This window comes from Petrimonas sulfuriphila, assembly GCA_038561985.1.
In the GTDB taxonomy this organism is placed as follows: domain Bacteria; phylum Bacteroidota; class Bacteroidia; order Bacteroidales; family Dysgonomonadaceae; genus Petrimonas; species Petrimonas sulfuriphila.
The window spans coordinates 2022930-2047326 of record CP073276.1 but is presented as its reverse complement, the minus strand read 5'-3'; the positions used below and the strand labels follow the sequence as shown (position 1 = coordinate 2047326).

19 protein-coding genes are annotated in these 24397 nt (G+C 45.6%); all 19 read left to right on the top strand.

Going from position 1 to position 24397, the window contains the following annotated elements:
- Positions 1–119: 119 nt before the first annotated feature.
- Entirely contained in the window at positions 120–1997 is a 1878-nt protein-coding gene (locus tag KCV26_08480) for a glycoside hydrolase family 127 protein (protein WZX35374.1), read from the top strand.
- 13 nt (positions 1998–2010) lie between these two features.
- Complete coding sequence (locus KCV26_08475) at positions 2011–4050, top strand: glycoside hydrolase family 127 protein (protein ID WZX35373.1); 2040 nt, start codon at positions 2011–2013, stop codon at positions 4048–4050.
- 56 nt (positions 4051–4106) lie between these two features.
- Complete coding sequence (locus KCV26_08470; GenBank protein ID WZX35372.1) at positions 4107–5138, top strand: galactitol-1-phosphate 5-dehydrogenase; 1032 nt, start codon at positions 4107–4109, stop codon at positions 5136–5138.
- A 12-nt stretch (positions 5139–5150) separates the two neighbouring features.
- Complete coding sequence (locus KCV26_08465; protein WZX35371.1) at positions 5151–6281, top strand: Gfo/Idh/MocA family oxidoreductase; 1131 nt, start codon at positions 5151–5153, stop codon at positions 6279–6281.
- Positions 6282–6415: 134 nt separating this feature from the next.
- A complete protein-coding gene (locus tag KCV26_08460) occupies positions 6416–7327 on the top strand; it encodes a sugar phosphate isomerase/epimerase (GenBank protein ID WZX35370.1) in 912 nt (303 codons plus the stop codon).
- Positions 7328–7453: 126 nt separating this feature from the next.
- Positions 7454–8734, top strand: coding sequence for a Gfo/Idh/MocA family oxidoreductase (locus tag KCV26_08455; protein ID WZX38360.1), 1281 nt, complete (start codon positions 7454–7456; stop codon positions 8732–8734).
- Between the two features lie 10 nt (positions 8735–8744).
- On the top strand, positions 8745–10097 hold the full coding sequence (locus tag KCV26_08450; GenBank protein WZX35369.1) for a Gfo/Idh/MocA family oxidoreductase: 1353 nt from the start codon (positions 8745–8747) through the stop codon (positions 10095–10097).
- Positions 10098–10374: 277 nt separating this feature from the next.
- A complete protein-coding gene (locus KCV26_08445) occupies positions 10375–11088 on the top strand; it encodes a DUF1080 domain-containing protein (protein WZX35368.1) in 714 nt (237 codons plus the stop codon).
- Between the two features lie 69 nt (positions 11089–11157).
- Positions 11158–11886, top strand: a complete 729-nt coding sequence (locus KCV26_08440) for a glucosamine-6-phosphate deaminase (GenBank protein WZX35367.1) — start codon at positions 11158–11160, stop codon at positions 11884–11886.
- Positions 11887–11905: 19 nt separating this feature from the next.
- Positions 11906–13963, top strand: coding sequence for an acetylxylan esterase (locus tag KCV26_08435; protein WZX35366.1), 2058 nt, complete (start codon positions 11906–11908; stop codon positions 13961–13963).
- A 27-nt stretch (positions 13964–13990) separates the two neighbouring features.
- Positions 13991–15211, top strand: coding sequence for an alpha/beta hydrolase (locus tag KCV26_08430; GenBank protein WZX35365.1), 1221 nt, complete (start codon positions 13991–13993; stop codon positions 15209–15211).
- Positions 15212–15334: 123 nt separating this feature from the next.
- Positions 15335–16588 carry a Gfo/Idh/MocA family oxidoreductase gene (locus tag KCV26_08425; protein WZX35364.1) on the top strand — a complete coding sequence of 418 codons (1254 nt, stop codon included), beginning with the start codon at positions 15335–15337 and terminating at the stop codon, positions 16586–16588.
- A gap of 105 nt (positions 16589–16693) precedes the next feature.
- Positions 16694–17920: a HEAT repeat domain-containing protein gene (locus KCV26_08420; protein ID WZX35363.1), complete on the top strand. Its 1227-nt coding sequence runs from the start codon at positions 16694–16696 to the stop codon at positions 17918–17920.
- Positions 17880–18068 carry a hypothetical protein gene (locus KCV26_08415; protein ID WZX35362.1) on the top strand — a complete coding sequence of 63 codons (189 nt, stop codon included), beginning with the start codon at positions 17880–17882 and terminating at the stop codon, positions 18066–18068. The genes KCV26_08420 and KCV26_08415 overlap by 41 nt, the downstream gene beginning before the upstream one ends.
- Positions 18069–18166: 98 nt before the next feature.
- Entirely contained in the window at positions 18167–20083 is a 1917-nt protein-coding gene (locus KCV26_08410) for a DUF1080 domain-containing protein (GenBank protein ID WZX35361.1), read from the top strand.
- A 172-nt stretch (positions 20084–20255) separates the two neighbouring features.
- Complete coding sequence (locus KCV26_08405) at positions 20256–21416, top strand: esterase (protein ID WZX35360.1); 1161 nt, start codon at positions 20256–20258, stop codon at positions 21414–21416.
- Positions 21417–21579: 163 nt separating this feature from the next.
- Positions 21580–22089 (top strand): ECF transporter S component, encoded by a 510-nt coding sequence (locus tag KCV26_08400; GenBank protein WZX35359.1) that lies wholly within the window; start codon positions 21580–21582, stop codon positions 22087–22089.
- Positions 22090–22098: 9 nt separating this feature from the next.
- Positions 22099–22497 (top strand): phosphoribosyltransferase, encoded by a 399-nt coding sequence (locus KCV26_08395; protein WZX35358.1) that lies wholly within the window; start codon positions 22099–22101, stop codon positions 22495–22497.
- Positions 22494–24377 (top strand): TonB-dependent receptor, encoded by a 1884-nt coding sequence (locus tag KCV26_08390; GenBank protein WZX35357.1) that lies wholly within the window; start codon positions 22494–22496, stop codon positions 24375–24377. Before KCV26_08395 ends, KCV26_08390 begins: the two co-directional genes overlap by 4 nt.
- Positions 24378–24397: the final 20 nt, after the last annotated feature.

The following is a 24397-nucleotide window of genomic DNA, read 5'->3' as shown; positions in this document are numbered from 1 at the left end:
CTTAAAAAGGGTCGTTAACTGTATTGTTGACAACCCTTTTTGTCGTTTTTTCAGTTTTCAAACGAAAAATAATTATCTTTGATACTGGAAAATATCCTCAGCCATAATATCTATTAACAATGAGACTCAAAAAAATATTTCTGGCAACAATTGCTGTTATAATAAGCGTGACATGCACAGGATGCCGACAAAATTCACATTCAAGCAATAAGATATCGACAAGGAATATAACTCCGGTCGATTTCTCACACGTAAAGATCAACGACAATTTCTGGTCGCCAAGATTGAAAAATCACGTTTTACATACACTTCCCGTATGTATCGATCAAATCGAGAATAAAACCGGACGGATACGGAACTTCGAAAATGCCGCCAGGCGGTCAGGCGGGCATTCCGGTATTTTTTACGATGATTCCGACGTTTACAAGGCACTTGAGGGAATGGCTTATAGCCTTATAAACAACCCCAACCCCGAGCTGGAAAGAAAAGCCGATGAGTGGATCGACAAGTTTGCGGCCGCTCAGGAGCCGGATGGATACATCAATACATTTTATACGCTGACCGGAAGGGATAAACGCTGGACAAACATGGACAAGCACGAAATGTATTGCGCCGGGCACATGATGGAGGCGGCCGTGGCCTATTACAAAGCCACCGGCAAACGCAAACTGCTCGATGTTTCCATACGAATGGCCGATCATATGATGGATCAGTTTGGGCCCGGAAAACGCCACTGGGTCCCGGGGCACGAGGAGATTGAGCTCGCGCTGGTAAAACTATACGAGGTTACCAACCGGGAGAAGTACCTCGATTTTGCGTATTGGCTGCTTGAAGAACGCGGACACGGGCACGGTTCCAAGGGGACGGAAGGGACATGGAACCCCTTGTACTACCAGGATGAGATACCGGTCAGGGAGTTATCAACCATAAACGGACATGCCGTCCGGGCCATGTACCTGTTCTGCGGCATGGCAGATGTGGCTGCCTTGAGGAACGAAGCCGGTTATATCAACGCGTTGAACCGGTTGTGGGACGATGTGGTATTGACCAAAATGTACCTGACCGGAGGGATCGGGTCATCACGCCACAACGAAGGATTCACGGAGCCTTACGACCTGCCCAACTACGAAGCGTATTGCGAGACCTGTGCTTCGGTGGGAATGGTCTACTGGAACTCGCGTATGCACCAGTTCACAGGCGACTCAAAATACATAGACGTGATGGAACGGTCCATGTACAACGGTGTACTGGCAGGCGTGTCGCTGAAAGGAGACTTGTTCTTTTACGTGAATCCGCTGGCTTCTCACGGGGATCATCACCGCAAGGAATGGTACGGTACGGCTTGTTGCCCCAGCCAGATCTCCCGTTTTCTTCCTTCCATCGGAAACTATATTTACGGAACATCGGAACGGGCCGTCTGGGTAAATTTGTACATCGGAAACAAAGCAGACGTGAACACCGGAAAAGAGACGATGACCCTGGTCCAGGAGACCAGCTATCCGTGGGACGGCAACGTGACCCTTACCGTTGAGTCGCTCAAAAAATCCGTCAGGAAAGAATTCCGGCTGCGAATCCCCGGATGGTGCAAAAGCTACACCGTTGCCGTAAACGGAGAGTCAATAACCGATCCGTTGATTGAAAAGGGATACCTGGTAATCAACCGGAAATGGAAATCGGGAGACAAGGTAACGCTTGCCCTGGATATGCCGGTGGAAACGGTACAGGCCGATCCGCGGGTAAAAGAAAACTCCGGGAAAAGGGCTGTTCAACGAGGGCCGCTGGTATATTGCGCGGAAGAAACGGACAATCCTTCGTTCGATGGCTTGACGCTTTCCCCGCCTGCCAGATTCAAGGAAACATTCAACCCCACGCTGCTGAACGGCGTCACTACCATCGACGCCATCACGGGAGATGATACCATTCGTTTTATCCCCTATTACGCGTGGGACAACCGGGAAGCCGGACAAATGAAAGTATGGATGAATTATAGCGAATAAAAAAAGTAATCGTATGAAACATTTAATTACCATCTTTTTTTTGACCTTCCTGACCATGGGATCTCATTCACAAGGAAATAAACCCGAACTATCACCTAACTATCCCGGCAACCGCGCTCCGTTGGCCAGTAAAACCTATATCGAACTGCCCGTTGGAACTATCCGCCCTCAAGGGTGGCTCAAAGAACAATTGAACCGGATGCGGACAGGAATGACAGGACATTTAGACTCTATCTACCCGCAGGTCGCCGGACAGAGAAACGGATGGCTGGGCGGTGACGGAGACGTGTGGGAACGAGGGCCGTACTGGATTGACGGACTCTTGCCGCTCGCCTATATCATGAACGATGCGGAATTAAAAAAGAAAGTGCAGCCCTGGATTGAGTGGACGTTGGCATCGCAAAAGCCAAACGGATACTTTGGCCCGGATACCGACCGGGAACCCGAAGAAGGCCTGCAACGAAACAACGCTCACGACTGGTGGCCCAAAATGGTGATGCTGAAAGTAATGCAGCAATACTACTCCGCAACCGGGGATAAACGGATAATTCCCTTTATGACAAATTATTTCAAATATCAGTTGAAGGAGTTGCCGAACACGCCGTTGGGTAACTGGACATTCTGGGGAGAACAGCGCGGAGGAGATAACCTGATGATGGCCTATTGGTTGTACAACATTACGGGAGATCCTTTTTTGCTCGAGTTGGGTGAGCTGATTCACGAACAGACATTCAACTGGACGGATGTATTCCTCCGTCAGGATCATCTATCGCGACAGCACAGCTTACATTGTGTAAATCTCGGACAGGGATTTAAAGAACCGGCTATCTATTTCCAGCAGAATCAAAATCCTGAACTGCTCGAAGCGGTAAAAAAAGCTGTCCGGGATATGCGCAACACCATCGGATTGCCCATCGGATTATGGGCAGGCGACGAATTGCTCCGTTTTGGAAATCCCGTTCAAGGTTCTGAGCTTTGCACCGCAGTGGAGATGATGTATTCGCTGGAGAGTATCCTACAGGTTACCGGGGATGTGCAATGGGCGGACCACCTCGAAAAAATTGCCTATAATGCCTTACCCACTCAAACCACCGACGATTTTGACGCTCGACAGTATTACCAGCAGGTCAACCAGGTTAAAGTCAGCCGGGACATGCGGAACTTCGTGACTCCCCACCACGATACCGACAACCTTTTCGGTGAACTCACCGGATACCCCTGCTGTACCTCCAACATGCATCAGGGGTGGCCCAAGTTTACGCAGAATCTCTGGTATGCAACCAACGACAACGGCATTGCCGCACTGGTTTACGCCCCATCGGAGGTCTCGGCAAGGGTGGGAAATGGACAACTCATCACCGTTAAAGAGTCCACACAGTATCCTTTTGAGGAAACCATCGCCTTTACCTTCGATTTTCCGGACAGAGAAGAAGAAGAAATAGAATTTCCGTTCCACCTGCGTATTCCCCGATGGTGTAAAAACCCCGTAATAACGATAAACGGGGAAGGGGTTACGGCAGAAACAAGGCAAGGAGAAATCGCAAGGATCGATCGTGCCTGGAAAAGCAATGACAAGGTCGTTCTACGCCTGCCCATGGAAGTGTCGATAAGCCGATGGTACGATGGCGGAGCGGCCGTTGAACGCGGCCCACTTCTGTATGCGCTGAAGATGAATGAAAACTGGCAAAAGAAAACAACTGAGCCCCACGAAACCAAACGTTACGGAAAATGGTATTACCAGGTTACCAGCGACTCTCCCTGGAACTATGCCTTACCTATCCGTAACTTAAGCAAGGAAAATGTTGGGAAAGCTTTTGTTGTTGAAACAAAAAACAGGGCTTCTGATTATCCCTGGACCCTGCAAGATGCACCCGTTACGATAAGGACAACTGGATTACGACTGCCCGGATGGAAAGAATACAACGGGTCGGCCGGCCCGGTCCCTTATTTCACTCAACAGGGAGAGGATGTTGGCGGGGAAGAAAACATTGAGCTTATCCCCTACGGATGCAGCACTCTACGAATTGCTGTTTTCCCCGTGAGGAACAAATAAGAAATAATTATTTTGAGTATCTAACAGACTACTTACAATCCCTATCGTATTATTTTATGAAAGCATTGGTTTTAGACAAATACATGGAGTTGAATTATCGTGATTTCCCTGATCCTCATATGGAAGCCGACGAAGTATTGATAAGGGTTCAAGCCTGCGGAATCTGCGGAAGCGACATCCACGGTATGGACGGGAGCACCGGAAGAAGAATCCCCCCGTTGGTCATGGGGCACGAAGCCGCAGGCATAATTACGGAAGTTGGCACTGCGGTCACAGGATGGAAAGCGGGTGACAGGGTTACTTTCGACTCCACGATATATCCGCTCGATGACTGGTTCACACGTCAGGGGCATTACAACCTCAGCAACAATAGAAAAGTCCTGGGTGTTTCCCCGGGGAATTATACAAAACACGGTGCTTTTGCCGAACTCGTTTCTGTTCCGGCACATATACTTTACAAGATTCCCGACAACGTCTCCTTTGAGCAGGCCGCGATGGTAGAGCCCGTTGCTGTAGCCCTGCATGCAGTAAATGTATCCGGTATTCAACTGGGACAAAATGCCGTGGTTATCGGCACGGGAACCATTGGCCTGTTTGTTGTAAAACTGCTGCAGACGGCAGGTGTATATCCCATCATTGCTATCGACATGGATGAAAAAAAATTAGAACTATCCAAGGCCTTCGGCGCGACTCATACTTTCCTCTCTTCCGATAAAACCGTTTCAGAGAAAATACAACAACTAACCAAAGGCCGGAACGCAGATGTGGCTTTTGAAGCAGTAGGAGTTTCGGAAACTGTAAACCTGTGTATAAACAGTTTATGCAAAGGAGGCAAAGCAATTCTGATAGGGAACCTGATGCCCGAGGTGACTGTCCCCCTGCAAAAAATTGTAACCACAGAACTTTCACTTCTGGGAAGTTGCGCTATCAATGGCGAATACGAAACGGTGTTAGAACTGATGGCTTCCGGCAAAATCGACGTTGGCGGCATGATATCGGCCGTGGCACCTCTTTCTGAGGGTGCTGAATGGTTTAACCGGCTTTACAGAAAGGAAGCCGGAATAAATAAAGTGATCCTGATTCCCTAATTCAATGTCGAAATGAGAAATTCTGTTTACAATATCGCAATTCTGGGATGTGGGAAAGTGGCCCACCTGCATGCTTCGGCAATACAGAATCTGCCTAATGCCCGCCTGGCCGGGGTCTGGAGCCGCACCCAACAAACGGCAAACGGCTTTGCCTGTCAATACAAAGTTCCCGCCTACACCGATGTGGCGGAGCTCATTAAAAAAGAAAAAATTAACCTGGCTGTCGTCTGTACTCCTCACCCGTTTCATTTGGAGCCGGCACAACAAGCTGCCCTGCAAGGAGCCAATATCCTGGTGGAAAAACCACTGGCATCGACTCTGGAAGATGCTGACAAAATTATTTCAACCTGTAAAAAGGCGGGAGTCAAGCTTGGAGTAGTCAGTCAACGCAGGTGGTATGAGCCCGTATTGAGGGTGAAAAAAGCCATTGAGGCCGGCAAGATAGGTAAACCGGTATTGGGTACCGTTAACATGCTGGGCTGGAGAGACAAAAGCTATTACGATGCCGATAAATGGCGGGGAAACTGGAAAACGGAAGGAGGAGGAGTCCTGGTAAATCAAGCGCCACACCAATTGGATATCCTGCTTTGGTTTATGGGAGAGGTGGAAGAAGTTTACGGCATCTGGAGAAACCTGAATCATCCTTATATCGAGGTGGAGGATACCGCATTGGCTGTAATAAAATTCAGGAACGGAGGAATAGGAAATGTTATCGTGAGCAACTCGCAAAAACCCGGAATTTACGGAAAAGTACATGTGCACGGTGAAAACGGCGCATCCGCGGGTGTCCAGACCGATGGTGGCGCCATGTTTATTGCAGGGATGAAAGGGATTCTGGAACCCCCGGTAAACGACCTCTGGACTATTCCCGGAGAAGAAGAGCTGGCGGAGAAATGGAAAATGGAAGATGTCCGGCATTTTAGCAGCATCGATCCGATGACCCATTACATGGAGCGTCAAATAGAAGATTTTTTATTTGCCCTGGACGAAAACCGGGATCCCCTGGTTACCGGAGAGGACGGACGCAGGACAGTGGAACTGTTCACGGCTATTTATCGCTCCACCCGCGATAATTTACCCATAAAGCTTCCCCTTTATCCCGAAAACAAAAACGACATGGATGGAAGATCAGGGTTGTTATAATCAAAAATATGCAATTATTTATTTCGATTGTAACTCATCTGCAAAATAATACTTACCTTTATTGCTCTTTTTAGTAAAGTACCCGTTTGTAGTATCCATTCTAACCGGAATAACTTTATAAAACATAAATTCTAATGAACAGGAAAGATTTCATTAAATCTGCTGCAGCCATAGCCGGAGCAGCAGCCGTAACGCCATTTGCATCTGCATCCGTTTCGCAAAGTAAGCCGAAGAAAAAAGTCACCTTAAAAAAGAGTTTGGGGCTTGGAATGATCAAAGAAGAACTATCGTTAACCGATAAATTCAAACTGGTCAAAGAGTTGGGCTTTGACGGTGTAGAACTAAACAGCCCTGTCGACTTCAATATGTCAGAAATACTTGACGCAAAATCGAAATCAGGGATTGAACTTCCTACGGTTGTAAACAAGGACCACTGGAGCTCACCTCTTTCTGATCCCGACCCTGCGGTGAGGAAAAAGTGTATCGACTCTGTTATAAAATCTTTGCAGGAGGTGAAAGAGATGGGTGGAGACACGGTTTTAGTCGTGCCGGGTGTAGTAAACGAGAAGGTATCTTACGAGCAGGCATACATTACCTCCCAACAGTCAATTCGGGAATTGATCCCTTACGCAGAAAAAACAGGGATGCAAATTGCAGTGGAGAACGTCTGGAACAATTTCCTTATAAGCCCTGTTGAAGCAAAAAGATTTATCGATGAAATAAATCACCCCCTGGTGGGTTGGTATTTTGATATCGGGAACGTTTTGCGGTACGGCTGGCCCGAACATTGGATCAAGACACTTAACTCCCGCATCATGAAACTTCACATCAAAGAATTCAGTCGGGAACTTATGAACTCAAAAGGGTTGTGGGAAGGTTTCAATGTTGATTTACTGAAAGGCGACAACAATTGGCCGGTGGTAATGAAAGCCGTCAGAGAGATAAATCATCAGGGAGGCTGGTTAACAGCAGAGGTTAACGGAGGAGACAGGAATCACCTGAAGCAGATCTCCGCTCAAATGGATGAAATTATATCGTACTTGTAAAAGTCAATATAAGCAAAAGTTTGACCAAACTATCTAACAAATAATTGATATAATATGAGAAACAAAGATTCATTATCGAGAAGAAGTTTTTTAAAAAGTTCGGTTGTGGCCGGAACAGTAGGGATGATGGGAGGAATTCCAATGTTGAGTTCCTGCTCGACCGATAAATCCAAAAAAGGTGAGCTGACGCTGCCCAAGCTACTGGAGCAGGCTCCCGACGGAAAGGTAATTAAAGCCGGATTAATTGGATGTGGAGGTCGCGGGACCGGTGCCGCCATGGACTTCTTGAACGCAGGTCCAAACCTTCAGATTGTCGCGCTGGGGGATGTTTTCCAGGACAAGCTGGACAGTTGCAGGGAGATTTTGAAAAAAGAACGGAACGTTGAAATCCCTGATGAGAACTGTTTTCTCGGGTTTGACAGTTACGAAAAGGTAATCGATTCCGGTGTGGATATGGTTTTGCTTTGTACCCCACCCCATTTTCGTCCGGCCCATGTTGAGGCCGCTGTGAATGCTCAAAAGCATATTTTCATGGAAAAACCGATAGCCGTTGATCCGTTTGGGGTCAGAAAGGTATTGGCAGCCGTCAAAAGAGCAAAAACCTTGAACCTGAACATTGTCAGCGGAACCATCCGTCGTTCTCAAAAGGATTACATGGAAACCAGAAGAAGGGTTCTCAATGGCGAGATCGGCGATATTGTGGGAGCAAACATCATCCGGAACGGAGGGGCATTATGGTTCCGCACCAGAAAGCCGGAATGGACAGACATGGAATATATGCTGCGAAACTGGGTAAACTTCTGCTGGCTTTCGGGCGACCACATAACCGAACAATTTATCCACGAAGTGGACGTTATGAACTGGTATTTGGGTAAAAATCCCGTTAAGGCAACCGGTTGGGGCGGGCGCCAAAGAAGGGTAACCGGCGACCAGTATGATTTCTTCAGCATCGAGTACTTGTACGACAACGGTATGCGTACGCATTGTGCTGCCAGACAGATTGATGGCTGTACCAACGAAAAAGTAGAACAAATCAACTGCACCAACGGCTACGCAGATGCTTCCGGGAAATTGTATGACCTGAACGGAAACATTATCTGGGAATATCCGCATCCTGAAGAAACCGACACTCAATCGGAGTGGAAAGTGACGAATCCGTTCGTCCAGGAACACATCAACCTGGTTACGGCCATTCGAAGCGGAAATACAATTAACGACGGCGAAGATCAGGCTTATTCATCCTTGGTCACCATCATGGGTCGTATGGCGGCTTATACCGGAAAAGACATCACGTGGGATGAAGTACTGAACGCCGATCTTTACCTGGGGCCCAAAACCTACGTAATGGGGCCTGTTGAAAACATTCCTGAAATTATCCCGGTGGCAGGTGTGCCCGGAAAAGAATAAAAAAAAACGTATGAAACATTTCAATATATTGTTTTTAGCCCTGATTTTCACGGTGAGCGGTTTTGCTCAGCCATCCGGGCAGACACAGAACACGGAACCTCCGCGTGAAAAAGGACAAAAGAGTGTACTGCAGTTAGCTGTGGATCCCATTCCTACCGTCAGGGTGGGGTTTATCGGATTAGGTAATCGGGGTACCGGTGCAGTTGGGAGATACACATTTATCGAAGGTGTGGAGATAAAAGCCCTGTGCGATTTAGATGCAGATAAGGTGAAAAGATCGCAAAATACGTTGGCAAAAAGAGGACTTAAGCCTGCTGACGAATACACGGGGGAAGACGCATGGAAAGAATTATGCCGGCGGAAGGACATCGACCTGATCTATATTTGTACCGACTGGCTCCACCATACACCCATGGCTGTATATGCCATGCAGCAAGGGAAACACGTTGCCATAGAGGTTCCTGCAGCAACAACAATTGAAGAGTGCTGGCAACTGGTAAACACTGCCGAAAAAACTCGCCGCCATTGCATGATGCTTGAAAACACCTGTTACGACTTCTTTGAGTTGAACACGTTAAATATGGCTCAGCAAGGACTTTTCGGGGATATTGTTCACGGAGAAGGCGCTTATATTCATGACTTAAGGGAGAGCAACTTCCGTTCCGGCGCTTATTGGGACATGTGGAGATTGAAGTTTAACACGGCGCACACAGGTAATCCCTACCCCACACACGGGCTCGGCCCTGTATGCCAGGTGATGGACATCCACAGGGGAGACAAAATGAATTATTTGGTTTCTGTCTCTTCCAATCAGTTTGGAATGACGGAATACGCCAAGGAGAAGTTCGGTGAAAATTCGGCTCAGGCAAAGCAGGAGTATAAGCTCGGTGATATGAATACAACCGTTATAAAAACCGAAAAAGGGCGGACAATAATGATACAGCACGACGTTACAAGTCCCCGGCCCTACAGCAGGCTACACACCATTAGCGGAACAAAAGGCTTTTTTCAGAAATACCCAACCGGGTTGATCGCACTGGAACCGAACGCCCACAGTTTTCTCACGGAGACACAAATTGACTCGCTGATGACTCAATACGAACACCCGTTCATAAAAGAAATCGGAGAATTTGCCAAAAAGGTAGGTGGTCACGGCGGTATGGACTTCATCATGGATTACCGGCTGATCTATTGCCTAAGGAACGGATTACCTCTCGATCAGGATGTTTATGATGCAGCAGAATGGTCCTGTCTGGTTGAGTTAAGCGAACAATCTGTATTAAACGGAGGAATGCCTGTAAAAATCCCCGATTTCACCCGTGGTGACTGGAACAAATTAAACGGCTTGAAATTTGCTCATTGACCAATCGTTATAGAATATTCGGAATAGCCTGGTTTTACAATGATAGATCGCAGGATGAGTTTCTAACAAGTTCTCCTAGTGCGCTTATGTAAACCGGCAATTCCGAATATTCAATTTAAGTTTTGTATGTGTTAATTACGAACATATTTCAATTCCTACCGGATTAAACTCAGTCAACTTGGGTCTATTCAGTTGGTTTCTTGGAATGGGCGGATAAAATAGCCCGACCAGACAAATTGGTTGAGTAAAATTATCAGCATAATTTAAATTTTCAAACATGAAAAAACAGGTCATATTAATCAGCATTATCCTCTCTGTATTCTTATTAAAAACCAGCCGTACTTCTTCACAGGAATTAGTGGCAACATTTGGCAAATCTATACACATGAAGGATGTCCTTTCAGGAAAGCTTAAAAACGCCAAGCCGGTAAAATGGTATCAGGTTAATACCGAAGCAGATTCCTGGAGGGTTAGTGGGGAAACTCTGAAATGCACCGGATTGCCCATTGGAGTAATCCGAAGCGAAAAAGAGTACGAAAACTTTATTATGCACATTGAATGGAGCCATCGTGCGCCGGGTGGAAATTCAGGCACATTTGTCTGGAGTAAAGCTCAACCGGGTGAAAACCGACTACCGGACGGTGTGGAAGTACAAATGTTGGATCTGGAATGGATCAGGCTCAATACCCGCGATGGAGTAGTGCCACCTATCGCTTATGTACACGGTGAATTATTCGGCGTTGGAGGAGTCGAAATCATCCCTGAAAATCCACGGGGCAAAAGGAGTAAGTCGATAGAAAACAGGGTAAAAGGGACAAAAGAATGGAATACTTATGAGGTAGTGTGTGTTGACGGGAACATTAAATTATCTGTTAATGGTAAGTTTGTAAACGGGATCACTAATTCCTCACAAAGAAAAGGATATATATGTCTGGAAGCAGAAGGCTCTGAGATCCATTTCAGGAATATACAAATTATCGAATTGGATTAATTTGGGAATAAATAACTTGAGGCAGGTCATAGCGAACAGGTGAGTATGCTCCACATACGAAAAGAAGAGATGGAAATTATCATTAGTAAAAATAAGCAAGAACTGGGTAAAGAAGCAGCAAAACTAGGAGCACAGCTCATTCAAAAAGCTATTCAGGAAAAGGGGGAAGCCAACATAATAGTTGCCACTGGAGCCTCACAGTTCGAGATGTTAGCCCACCTTGTAAACGAAAAGGTCGACTGGCACAACGTAACGACATTTCATTTGGATGAGTACATTGGAATTCAGGATACTCATCCGGCTTCTTTCCGCAAATACCTGAAAGAAAGATTTGCACATATCGTTCCGCTGAAAAAGTTCAACTATGTAAACGGTGAGGTTGACCCTTTGGAAGAGTGCAACAGACTCGGTGAATTGATTCGTGAGGCAACAATTGATGTTGCATTTATCGGGATCGGCGAGAACAGTCACATTGCTTTCAACGATCCACCTGCCGATTTTGAAACCGAAGAGCCCTATATCGTGGTTCGCCTAGACAAGGATTGCCGGCTGCAACAGCTGGGCGAAGGTTGGTTTCCTACTCTCGACGATGTACCTGTGCAGGCAATCAGCATGTCTGTGAATCAAATCATGAAATCGGAAGCAATTATTTGCAGCGTACCCGATGGGCGCAAAGCTCTTGCTGTAAAAAAAACGATTGAAAGTCCTGTCGATCCATCCGTTCCATCATCCATCCTGAAAGAACATAAAGCTATTTGGCTGTTTATAGACAATTATTCAGCTGCTCTTTTGTCCTAAACAACTGTTATCAGAAATCATGAAGCACAAACTGTCCCTGTTTTTTTTAATCTGCTTTGTTAGTCATTACAGTTACTCCCAGGACGTACTTCCATCCGTATTTGCTAACAATCAAGGGGAAAGAAAGTGGATGATCTATCAGGAGAACTTCAGGGCGTTGTACCGGATACTGTATAATGAAGCCGCAGAGCAGCTCGATAAACGTTCAGCATACGTTTCAGCCATTCAGACAAAAGTGAATTGGATTGACTATCAACAAACGCTGAAGCAAGAGTATAGGGCTTCACTGACGAAATTTAAAAAAACGCCATTGAATACACGAATAACCGGTCAGCTGGAAAGAGAAAAATTTACGGTGGAAAAGATTATTTTCGAGTCACATCCCGGATTTTACGTGACGGGATGTCTGTTTGTCCCGAAGGAAAGACAGGACCCTGCTCCCGCCATCATCTATTGTTCCGGACATTCGGACAATGGATTTCGCAGCGAAGGTTACCAACGCTCAATTATTAACTTCGTAGAAAAAGGGTTTATTGTTTTTGCCTTTGATCCTATCGGTCAGGGTGAAAGGTTGCAATACATGGATGAAACTACGGGAGGATCTAAAATTGGAGGGCCAACTACCGAGCATTCCTACGCCGGAATCCAAACCTTATTGACAGGATCTTCAATTTCAGACTATTTCATTTGGGACGGCGTACGGGTTATTGACTTTCTTGAAACCAGAAAAGAGGTGGATATGAATCGGATAGGCATCACCGGGCGCTCGGGAGGAGGCACGCAAACGGCATTGATAGCTGCTTACGATGAACGAATACACGCTGCCGCCCCCGAATGCTACATTACTACATTCAAGAGGCTGTTACAATCAATTGGCCCTCAGGACGCAGAACAGAATCCTTATATGTCGATCAAAAAGGGAATGGATATTCCCGATTTGTTGCATATGCGTTCGCCCAAGCCCACATTGATTGTAACCACTACACACGATTTTTTTAGTCAACAAGGAGCCCGGGAAACTTTCGAAGAGTTAAAGAAATCCTACAACGCACTGGGTGTTGCAGACAACATTCAGTTCACAGAAGATATGGGAGGGCATCAATCAACAAAAAAAAACAGGGAGGCGGTTAACTCATTTTTCATGAAATCCTTAAACCTGCCGGGAGATCCAACGGACCATGAAGTAAACCTCTTTAAAGACGAGGAGCTCTGGGCAACGCCTACGGGACAAGTTGCCAGCTCATTAAAAGGCAACACTGTTTTTGAATTGAATCAACGGTATTATTCAGTCAGGAACTTACCACAAAACTCTGTGAAAAATAAAATTAAAACCACGGCAGGCATTAATTTTCATAGAAAATTTACAGCCGCAGTTTTTACCGGTAAATTCTCAAAAGGGGAGACCGTTATAGAAAAGTACTTTATTGAAAACGATAAGAACGACTATGCCCTTCCCGTATATATAATTAAAAAGGAGGGCCAGAAAACACAGAATGTAGTGGTATGGAACCATCCTTCGGGAAAAGAGAAACTCCTGGGAGAAGCTACGCTGATGAATATACTGAACGCAGGCAATGTTGTAGTTTCAGCGGATTTACCGGGAATTGGCGAATTATATGACCCCGGGTTCAAAGGCGACGGTTTTGTACAAGGAGTTCCGTTTAACTATATCTTCATCGCTAATTTAATAGGAAAAAGCATTCCGGGGATTCAAGCCGAATCGATTGATTTGTTGATGCAATTTATTGAGAGTAACGACAATTTTAACGACGCAACCCTGAATGCTGTAGCAGAAGGCACATTAATTTTTCCATCTTTGATCCATGCAATATTTAATAACACCTTCAAGAAGATTGCTGTGCTGGATCCGCCGCCTCCGAGCAGCTATTTTTTAGAAACGAAATTTTACGATCCTCTCCTCGCTTTCTCTATTGTTCCGGGGAGCATTGGTTCCTATGATTGGAAAGATTTGTTTGCTTTTTTACCACATACCTCGGTGAAAATCTTCGAAGTAAAAAACAAGCAACAACCCGAGAAAATCAGGCAGCCTGAAATCGTCGATTTCTTACGAAGATAATAATATTTCCATCATTATTTATTGAAAATGAAAACAGACCTTCTTCAAAGATTTTTATTATTATTCATGCTGCCAGGACTTCTTGCTGTAAATTCCTGCACATCCAAAGAGAAAAAAAATAGCGCAAACGTAGCCCAAACGGATTCTACCATGCTTTGCGTTGGATACTATTGGAACGAGGCAGAAGGAAAAGAATTTCTTGAGAAACAACGGAGAGAATACACCACCGTCGAGGATTGGAAAAGACGCTCGGAGCAAATAAGAAAACAAATCCTGAAAGGAACGGGGTTGGAAAAATTTCCTAAAAAATGCCCTCTTAATCCTATTTTCGGAGATAAACGGACTTACGAGGATTACCAGGTACAAAATGTAGCCTTTGAAAGCCTGCCCGGAGTATATGTCACCGGAAGCCTTTATACACCGGTAAACGCTGTTAAAAATTTACCGGGAATTCTCAATACGCACGGACACTGGGCAGAGCTTGATGATTACGGCCGGTATCGTCCTGACGCGCAAAAACGGTTTGCAGCTATGGCCAGGACGGGCGCAATGGTTTTTGCGTATGACATGGTCGGGTATGGACAACTGGCTCAGGAGCATAGATGGATACACAAACACCCGGAATCATTGAAATTACAACTCTGGAACAGCATTCGAAGTATCGATTTTTTACTTTCCCTCGGTGTCGACCCGGAAAGGATTGCCATCACCGGAGCTTCGGGTGGCGGCACGCAGGCATTCTTACTTACGGCTGTCGATGACAGAATTGCTGTTTCTGTCCCCGTAGTTCAGGTCTCTGCCCATTTTTTTGGCGGATGTGTTTGTGAAAGCGGTATGCAAATTCACAAAACAGATAATTTCCAAACCAATAATGTAGAAATAGCGGCCTGTGCTGCTCCTCGACCGATGTTAGTGGTTTCTGACGGTGATGACTGGACGAAAAACACTCCCTTTGTTGAATATCCTCACCTTCAGTATATTTACGGACTTTTTAACGAGTTCGAAACCGTTGAAAATACCCATTTGCCTGCCGACAAACACGGTTACGATTACAACAAACGAGTCGCGGTTTATCCTTTTTTAGCTAAACACTTGGGATTAGACGTTACGAAAGCGGTTAATCCGGATGGGTCGTTAATTGAACAGAATATCGTCATTGAAGATATTGAATCACTGTACCCATTTGATGAAAAAAATCCGTTTCCTGCTCACGGAATAAAGACAAACGATGCCGTTGTCTGGGACTGAAATTAGTCAGAAAAACTGAAAAGAAAATAAAAGTATTTAACAAGTCACGACAAAAAGATGAACATATTCAAAAATTGAGTATATTTACAAAATTTAATTTTATTATACATTATAACTTAATTTATGACCTCCAGAAGACAATTTTTAAAAACCCTCGGTGGAGTAACGCTCCTCACTGTGGTTCCCCGGAATGTATTGGGGAAAGGGTTTGTCGCACCCAGCGATGAACTGACAAAAGGCATTATCGGCGTAGGCGGAATGGGTCGCGGACACATTCCTTATGACAAGACGCGCGTTGTAGCCATGTGCGATGTTGATAAGAACCACCTTAACCAGGCCGCAGCCCTGGTAAAAGACAACATCAGCCTCTATCATGACTTTCGCGAGCTTATCCTCGACAAAAATGTGGATATTGTGCATATTGCGACCCCGCCTCACTGGCACGGGATCATGTCGGTAGAAGCTGCCAAAGCAGGAAAAGACATTTTCTGCGAAAAGCCGATGACCAGGACTATCGGCGAAAGCAAACGAGTTGTTGAAGCCATTCAGCAATACGGAAATATATTCAGGTTGAATACATGGTTCCGGTTCAAAGACCCGTTTTATGGACTGGGCACACCGGTAAAGCCACTCAAAAAGCTTGTTGACAGCGGACTTCTCGGCTGGCCATTGAAAGTTACCATCAGCAAACACACCGGCTTTGACTGGAAATTCTTCTGGGTAGGAAAAACACATCTTGAACCGCAACCCATTCCCGAAGAACTCGATTACGACATGTGGTTAGGCCCGGCTCCCTACAAACCTTATAATGCACATCGCGTGCACGGGACATTCCGCGGATACTGGGATTACGATGGCGGTGGCCTGGGTGATATGGGTCAACACTATATTGATCCGGTTCAGTACTTGCTAGGGAAAGACAATACAAGTCCGGTAAAAGTAGAAGTGGATGCTCCTCAACAACATCCCGACGCAGTGGGCACATGGCGCTCCATCACATACACCTATGACGACGGCTGCCAGATTGTTCTGTGGGGAGGAGACTACGGTGAGCCAAACACACCCTATATTGCCGGGCCAAACGGAAATGTCTACAGAAACTTTGTCTGCGACATACCTGACTGGCAGAAGAAACTGGCCGATTTTCCCGAACCGACGGAACAAAATACCAATTTCATCGAATCCATACGTAACCGACAGAAATTCGCTTTGAACGAATTGAACGGACACCGTTCAGCTACTATCGTGAACATGGGTGCCGTAGCACTCCGGTTAAACAGAACAATCGAATACGATCCGGTGAAAGAGATTTTTGTGAACGACGAGGAAGCCAATCGCTTATCCGATCAGCCAATGCGTGCGCCGTGGAGTATTTAGATTGAACAAGGTCGAACTAGATTGAATAAGATTGAAACATAGGCAGCCCGCCATCCATCTTTACCAATCTTTGTCAATCTTATAAAACAATTAAATTAAACAACAATGAAAAAATACCTATCCATTTTAACAGCCATTCTGCTCGCAACGGGTGCATTAATGGCTCAACTGCCGCAGGGCAGAACAAGTGCCACCATTATTGCGGATGCACTGGCACAACTTCCGGCCGATAATCAAACTCAATATAACCGGACGATGACCGATCTGGTTTCCACGGGAGAACAGGGTTTACTGGACTTGATCGGACGAATGAACCCTCCGGGCAACCGGAGCAACGAAGCATTGGACTATGCCATCAGCGGATGGACAAACTTTGTTGCAAACGATGATGCCAAACGGGCCCTTGCGGCAAATGCTTTCGGAAAAGCATTGAACCAATCGCTAGATAATGAAGTAAAAGCTTTTGTTATCCGCCAGCTTGGACAAATAGGAACTGACAACAATGTGGAAACTTTATCTGCTTTTCTGAAGGATTCGCACCTTTCAGCTCCGGCTGTACAGGCATTGGCTTCCATCGGAAGTGAGAAGGCAAATCAAGCCATCGTTGCAGCACTTTCGGGTAACGCCCCGGATGCTGTAAAGTTCAATATTGTGAACGCACTAACTCAGACCGGATACAGCCAAGCCGAACCCGCACTGCTCTCAACACTGTCACAAAATCCCTCAGCAGAACTCAGCAACGCATTGCTTACGGCTTTAGGAAGCCTGGGAAGCCGCAATGCCCTTATCCCACTGAAAAATGCCGCACAAAAAGTCAATTATTCCTATCAGCTTAACAACAATGCTACGGCATCCTACCTTTCTCTTTTAAAAAGATTAACTCACACCGACGTTAAGTTGGTGGAAAAGGAGGCAAATGGGTTGCTCAACTTTGCCATAAAGCAAAACCGTTCCGATCTGAAAGTGGCTGCAGCCGGGCTTTTACTGGCAATTCCTTCGACGGACAAAAATAAACTCCTCAACAGTGCACTGAAAGACGGGGATATCGCTTACCTGGCCCGTTTGCTTAACGCCTATCCTTTCAACAACGACCGAAAAGCGGTTGAAAGGATTATGAAGGAACTAAGTCCAAAAGCTTCTGCAGAGAAACAAACCGCCATCATTTACTGGTTGGGCGATAAGAAAGTAGCGAATACAGCTAATATGCTTGCCAATTTCGCTACATCCGGTAATAAAATGGTACAGAAAGCGGCCATTTCTTCCTTGGCAAAAATTGGAAACGAACAAAGCGATGCTTGTATTAGCCGGACTATTGAAAAGCCAGGACGATGAAACGGTGTTGCTCGCCAAAGATGCTTTATCAACATACAAGGGTGATATCTCCTATACACTTGCATCGGTTTTCAACGAAAGCGGGGATGTCGGGAAAAAAAGCTATCCTACAGCTTATTGCCAACCGGAAAATGGAAAGTCAGTATAACCTGGTTTATAACCAAATGTTCACTGGTAACGAAAACGTAAAAAACAGAAGCAGCCAATACGCTTCAATACGTTTCTACGGATAAAAACCTGCCCGACTTGTTCACATTGCTCGAACAATCGGATGCTGCCAATGTTCCCGCTCTTCAACAAGCTGTAAACGCAGCCCTGTCGTATCTTCCGGCCAACGAACAAATGAAGCTGGTATCGGACCGGATGAACAAGTCTGTAAACAAGCACCTTTACTATACTGCACTGGCAAACAGCGGGTCTCAAAAAGCAATGGAGATGATTACCAAGGCCTACAATACCGAAACCGGGGCCAATAAAAATGCCGCTTTTGATGCACTGACCAATTGGAAATCGTTCAACTCCATTTACCCGATGCTGGATATAGCCAGAAACAGTAAGAACAAAAATGAATTGAGCAAAGTAACGGATGCAATCGTTGCTACCATCAATAAATCAAATGAAACAGGAGCCATAAAATACCTGTATCTCCGTGAAGTGATGCAGTTTGCACAGACCGAGAAACAGAAAAACGACATTCTCCGCCTGTTGGGAAACACCGGACAATATCAGGCTATGCTTTTCGTAGCCCCGTATATGGATAATGTGGCATTGAGCGAAAATGCCGCATTGGCTGCCATGAACATCGCCACAAATAATCCGGCTTTTGCGGGTGTTGTAACCACCGGAATACTCCAGAAAGTGAGTAAAACATTGAAAAATCCAGATGCTGGCTATCAACGTGAGTCCATAAAAAAATACCTGGACGAAAATCCTCAAGACGGAGGTTTTGTGTCCATCTTCAACGGTAAAAACCTGGACGGATGGAAAGGCTTGGTAGAGAATCCCATCAAACGCGCGAAAATGACGCCAAAAGAACTCGCTGCAGCCCAGGTAAAAGCCGACGCAGCAGCAAAAACGGGCTGGGTCATCGAAAACGGTGAACTGCTCTTCACCGGAAAAGGGGACAACCTCTGTACCAACAAACAATACGGAGATTTCGAAATGCTGGTTGACTGGAAGCTTTATCCCGGGCCGGAACCTGATGCAGGGATCTACCTTCGCGGCACGCCACAGGTTCAGATCTGGGACACCGCCCGTGTAAATGTAGGAGCACAGGTTGGATCAGGTGGATTGTACAACAACCAGCAGAATCCGAGCAAACCGCTAAAAGTTGCTGACCAGAAAGTAGGTGAATGGAATACATTCCGAATCAAGATGATTGGTGAAAGGGTGTCGGTGTGGCTTAACGATGAACTGGTTACTGACAATGTAGTGTTGGAAAACTACTGGAACAGGAGTCAACCCATCTTCCCGACGGAACAGATTGAGTTGCAGGCACACGGCAGCAAGGTGGCTTATCGCGATATATTTATTAAAGAAATTGAACGCCCCGAACCTTTCCAGCTTCCTGCTGACGAAAAGAAAGAAGGTTTTCGGGTACTCTTCGACGGTACTAACCTCAACGAATGGACAGGAAACAAAAAAGACTACGTGGTGGAAAGTGGAAACATCGTGCTGTATCCCAGCCAAAATTTTGGCGGCAACCTTTACACCAAAGAACAATTCGATAATTTTATATTTCGTTTCGAATTTATGCTCACACCGGGTGCCAACAACGGATTAGGCATCCGCGCGCCGCTAGAAGGCGATGCCGCATATGGAGGAATGGAATTACAGATTCTTGATAACGATGCCCCGGTCTACAAAAATCTCCAAATCTACCAGTATCACGGTTCGGTTTATGGCGTTATTCCTGCTAAACGCGGTTACCTGAAGCCTGTAGGCGAGTGGAACTATCAGGAAGTAATTGCCGATGGCGATCGCATCAAAGTTATTCTTAACGGTACAACTATCCTGGACGGAAACATCCGCGAAGCCTCCAAAAACGGGACGATTGATAAACGGGATCATCCCGGGTTATTGAATAAAACCGGACATATTGGTTTCCTGGGGCACGGCTCCTTGGTAAAATTCCGAAACATCCGGATAAAACCACTGAAGTAACAATTTATCCAAGAGACGCATTGAATGCGTCTCTTTTTTTTGGTCCATCGGCACAAAGATGCTGTTTATCGATATTAACCCTCTCGATACCCGATATTTCAAAATAAAAACTATATTTGCAATACAGATCTGACAATTGCAAATATACACTCAATCGTAAACCTGAAAACCTATGTACAAAAAAATCTTTTTTACTCTGCTCGTATTCTCCACCAGCATCATGATGCAAGCACAGGAAAACCTTGGCTTCGGACAACGAAAGGAAATTATTTCCCCCGAAATCCACGCCGACAATTCCGTAACGTTTCGTTTACTCGCTCCCTTGGCCGACAGTGTGTCGGTAACGGGTGATTTTGCACAAGGCCACAATAAAATGACAAAAGACGCCGATGGCGTTTGGTCATTTACAACCCGTACGCTTCCTTCGGAATTATACACGTATGCCTTTACGGCAAACGGGTTACAAATGAACGATCCCAATAACGTGCATTACCGTCGCGATGTAGCAAGCACACTAAATGTTCTGCTGGTTGGTGGTGGACAAGCCGATATATATAAAGTGAATAATGTCCCTCACGGCACGGTAGCCAAGAGATGGTATGAATCTCCGGGCAACAAGACTGACAGACGAATAACCATTTACACTCCTCCCGGTTATGAATCGGGTAACACATCCTATCCTGTTTTGTATCTGCTTCATGGCATGGGTGGCGATGAAGAAGCGTGGCCAACGCTTGGACGCGCGACCCAGATTATAGACAACCTGATTGCCGAAGGCAAGGCCAAACCGATGATTATCGTTATGCCGAACGGAAACGTAGCCCAGGAGGCTGCGCCGGGTGAATCGAGCGAAGGGTTTTACAAACCAACTTTCAGGTTACCAAACACGATGGACGGAAAATACGAAGAGACATTTATCGATATCATCAACTTCGTAGATAAAAATTACCGCACTGTCCGGAACAAATCCGGGCGTGCTATTGCCGGACTTTCCATGGGAGGTTTTCATTCTTTTCATATTTCACGGTATTATCCCAACAGTTTCGATTACGTGGGTTTATTTTCTGCAGCTATTATGCCTAACGAAAATGCGAAATCCAGCGTGTATAAAAATATAGAGGATACACTGTTAAAACAGAAACAGAACGGTTATAAACTTTACTGGATAGGTATCGGGAAAGACGATTTTTTGTATCAGGCAAATACTGACTTTCGGAAAAAACTCGACGGAATAAATTTCAAATATGCCTACCGGGAATCGGAAGGCGGACACACCTGGCGAAACTGGAGAGTTTACTTATCGGAATTCTTACCGTTGCTATTCAACCAATAACTCACTGATTGCCAAGCAAAGATTGCAATTTTATTTTTTCTAATAAAAAAAATGGCTAAAAAGCGGGTTATTCGTAAGATTATAATTATTTTTGTCACCTATGTTGCATTTTAGAGCAGGAATTCAAAACTAAAACAATAACAAAAAATAAAACCATCAGATTATGGCAACAACAGCAAAACTTTATTCATTCAGACTGAGCAACACAAAAACCTACTTGTTCGCTACATGTTTTGTGTTGGGCAACTTATTATTGCCGCAACTGGCGCATTTAGTGCCCCAGGGAGGACTGATTTTTCTTCCCATCTATTTCTTTACGCTCATCGCAGCGTACAAATACGGAATTCATGTTGGGTTGTTGACGGCAATACTATCGCCTTTAGCTAACAACTTGTTGTTCGGTATGCCTCCTTCCGCCGTGCTGCCGGCAATCATCATCAAATCGGTTATTTTGGCTATTGCCGCCTCCATGGTGGCAAAACATTCCGGAAAAGTATCCTTCGGGGGTATTCTTTTGGCTATCGTTGCCTATCAAGTGATCGGTACAGGAATTGAATGGGCGATGACCCAACACTTTTTCACAGCCGTTCAGGATTTCCGCATCGGCCTTCCCGGAATGCTCATTCAACTAACAGCCGGATATTTCATACTGAAAGCCTTGGCTAAAGTGTAAGGTTATTTAATGAATACAAAGTCTTTTGAAGCTGTTATGCAAAGGTTTCGTGAGATTGAATTTCACGAGACTTTTGATATGATAGTGGCCATTGCCAACGGCGGGATTATCCCGGCCGCAATCCTTAATCAGCGGTTGAATACTGAAATTCAATTATTGAAAATTAATCTTCGTGATCCCTGCCAAAAACCAAAATACGATAGCCCCAGGTTGATTTCGCCTGTCGACTTCGATTTTAGGGACAAAACCATTCTGCTGGTGGAAGATCGCATAAAAACAGGAGCGACTGTTAAATTCGCCATCGATCTTTTACAAGGTGCCAGACAAATAAAAACTTTCGCAGTAAACGGAAATGCTGATTATGCACTCTACGACGAAGATTGTTTTAAGTTTCCCTGGATCGTATGAGTAGATTTACATTTATCCTTTTTGCCTGTTTCGTTGTTTTCTCAACCGGTTATGCTGATGAGAACAATCCACCGCAGGTCAACGATTCTATCCGCCTGGAAGAGGTGATCGTCACCGGTACGCTACCGAAGGTGAACCTGAGAAACGTGCCGATGAGCATATCTATCGTCACGGAACGGCAAATTCAAACCCGACTGGAACCTTCGCTTCTGCCGCTGCTTACCGAGGAAGTTCCCGGACTATACATCACACAACGTGGAGTAATGGGATACGGCGTAGCTGCCGGTGCTGCCGGAGGAATGAGCATCCGCGGAATTGGCGGTTCCCCTACTTCGGGAGTACTGGTACTCATCGACGGACATCCACAATATATGGGTCTGATGGGACACCCTCTGGCCGACAGCTACCAATCCCTGATGACCGAACGGGTGGAAGTGGTTCGTGGCCCTGCGTCAGTGCTTTACGGATCCAATGCAATGGGTGGAGTAATCAATATCATTACCAAAAAGCAGAAGCAGAACGGCTTGCACAATTCGGCTCAATTAATGTACGGCACCTACAATACTTTCAGCGCTGAAGCATCCAGCGGATGGAAGAAAGAGAAGCTGCATATCAACGGGAACATTGGGTATAACCGTTCCGACGGACATCGGGAAAACATGGATTTTGAGCAGATAAACGGTTACGGAAAAATAGGATACGATCTTACCGGAAATTGGAGCAGTTTTGTGGATTTGAATCTTTCGAACGCCCAATCGTCCAATCCGGGGACTGTCGCTGCTCCGATAACCGATAACGATGCCGATATTACACGCGGGATGACCTCATTTTCTCTTGAAAATGAATACGAAAGAACTTCAGGAGCAGTAAAATTCTTTTACAATTTCGGGACGCATAAAATCAACGACGGGTACACAGAAGGACAACAGCCCAAACCGTTTCGTTTCCATTCAGACGACCGGATGCTGGGCCTTTCGGTCTATCAGTCTTACACCTTTTTCGAGGGCAACAAGACCACAGCGGGAGTTGATTTTCAGCGTTTCGGAGGGAAAGCGTGGAACAAATTCCCCGACGAGTCGAAGAATGTACAGTTAGCCGATGAGCACCTGAACAACGTTGCCGGATACGTCAATATCCAGCAAAGCTTACTGGAAAACAGACTCACATTGAATACCGGGATAAGACTCGACAACCACGAAAAGAACGGGTCTGAATGGATTCCTCAATTCGGATTAAGTTTCACCCCCTCCGCCTCAACCGTTGTGAAAGCCATCGTCAGCAAAGGATTCCGAAACCCTACCCTTCGCGAGATGTATATGTTCCCTCCGCAAAACCCCGATCTGCTTCCGGAAAGATTGATGAATTACGAAATCTCGTTCATGCAGTCATTGCTCGAAAACCGGTTGAATATGGGTTTAAACCTCTTTTATATCAAAGGCGACAATATGATTCAACAAGCCGAACCCGGGATTGGCAAATGGGGAAATACCGGTAAAGTAGAAAACAAAGGCTTCGAGATCAGCACCCACTATCAGGTCGCCCGTGATTTTCGGCTTTCGGCCAATTACAGTTTATTGAGCATGGCCTATAAAATATTGGCAGCTCCGGAACACAAACTATACGTCAGTGCAAATTACACGAAGAACAGGTGGAATTTATCTACCGGTATTCAATACGTCGGAAACTTGTATAAAACCGTAAAGCCAGAGCCGGTAAAGGAGAACTTTGTCCTTTGGAACGCCCGCATCAATTACCGGGCACTTGACTGGTTAAACCTGTTCTTAAAAGGTGAGAATTTATTGGGACAGGAATACGAAATAAATGCCGGATACCCGATGCCGAAAACTACTGCCTTCGGCGGAATCCAGTTACATTTTTGAAATTACAGAACGAACAACAA

What these genes read in the sequence shown, in the direction of transcription:
- KCV26_08470 (WZX35372.1), top strand. Translation starts at nt 4,107, where the DNA reads ATGAAAGCATTGGTTTTAGACAAATACATGGAGTTGAATTATCGTGAT.
- KCV26_08480 (WZX35374.1), top strand. Translation starts at nt 120, where the DNA reads ATGAGACTCAAAAAAATATTTCTGGCAACAATTGCTGTTATAATAAGC.
- KCV26_08435 (WZX35366.1), top strand. Translation starts at nt 11,906, where the DNA reads ATGAAGCACAAACTGTCCCTGTTTTTTTTAATCTGCTTTGTTAGTCAT.
- KCV26_08415 (WZX35362.1), top strand. Translation starts at nt 17,880, where the DNA reads ATGCTTGTATTAGCCGGACTATTGAAAAGCCAGGACGATGAAACGGTG.
- KCV26_08450 (WZX35369.1), top strand. Translation starts at nt 8,745, where the DNA reads ATGAAACATTTCAATATATTGTTTTTAGCCCTGATTTTCACGGTGAGC.
- KCV26_08405 (WZX35360.1), top strand. Translation starts at nt 20,256, where the DNA reads ATGTACAAAAAAATCTTTTTTACTCTGCTCGTATTCTCCACCAGCATC.
- KCV26_08425 (WZX35364.1), top strand. Translation starts at nt 15,335, where the DNA reads ATGACCTCCAGAAGACAATTTTTAAAAACCCTCGGTGGAGTAACGCTC.
- KCV26_08390 (WZX35357.1), top strand. Translation starts at nt 22,494, where the DNA reads ATGAGTAGATTTACATTTATCCTTTTTGCCTGTTTCGTTGTTTTCTCA.
- KCV26_08460 (WZX35370.1), top strand. Translation starts at nt 6,416, where the DNA reads ATGAACAGGAAAGATTTCATTAAATCTGCTGCAGCCATAGCCGGAGCA.
- KCV26_08455 (WZX38360.1), top strand. Translation starts at nt 7,454, where the DNA reads ATGGGAGGAATTCCAATGTTGAGTTCCTGCTCGACCGATAAATCCAAA.
- KCV26_08440 (WZX35367.1), top strand. Translation starts at nt 11,158, where the DNA reads ATGGAAATTATCATTAGTAAAAATAAGCAAGAACTGGGTAAAGAAGCA.
- KCV26_08475 (WZX35373.1), top strand. Translation starts at nt 2,011, where the DNA reads ATGAAACATTTAATTACCATCTTTTTTTTGACCTTCCTGACCATGGGA.
- KCV26_08395 (WZX35358.1), top strand. Translation starts at nt 22,099, where the DNA reads ATGAATACAAAGTCTTTTGAAGCTGTTATGCAAAGGTTTCGTGAGATT.
- KCV26_08430 (WZX35365.1), top strand. Translation starts at nt 13,991, where the DNA reads ATGAAAACAGACCTTCTTCAAAGATTTTTATTATTATTCATGCTGCCA.
- KCV26_08465 (WZX35371.1), top strand. Translation starts at nt 5,151, where the DNA reads ATGAGAAATTCTGTTTACAATATCGCAATTCTGGGATGTGGGAAAGTG.
- KCV26_08420 (WZX35363.1), top strand. Translation starts at nt 16,694, where the DNA reads ATGAAAAAATACCTATCCATTTTAACAGCCATTCTGCTCGCAACGGGT.
- KCV26_08445 (WZX35368.1), top strand. Translation starts at nt 10,375, where the DNA reads ATGAAAAAACAGGTCATATTAATCAGCATTATCCTCTCTGTATTCTTA.
- KCV26_08400 (WZX35359.1), top strand. Translation starts at nt 21,580, where the DNA reads ATGGCAACAACAGCAAAACTTTATTCATTCAGACTGAGCAACACAAAA.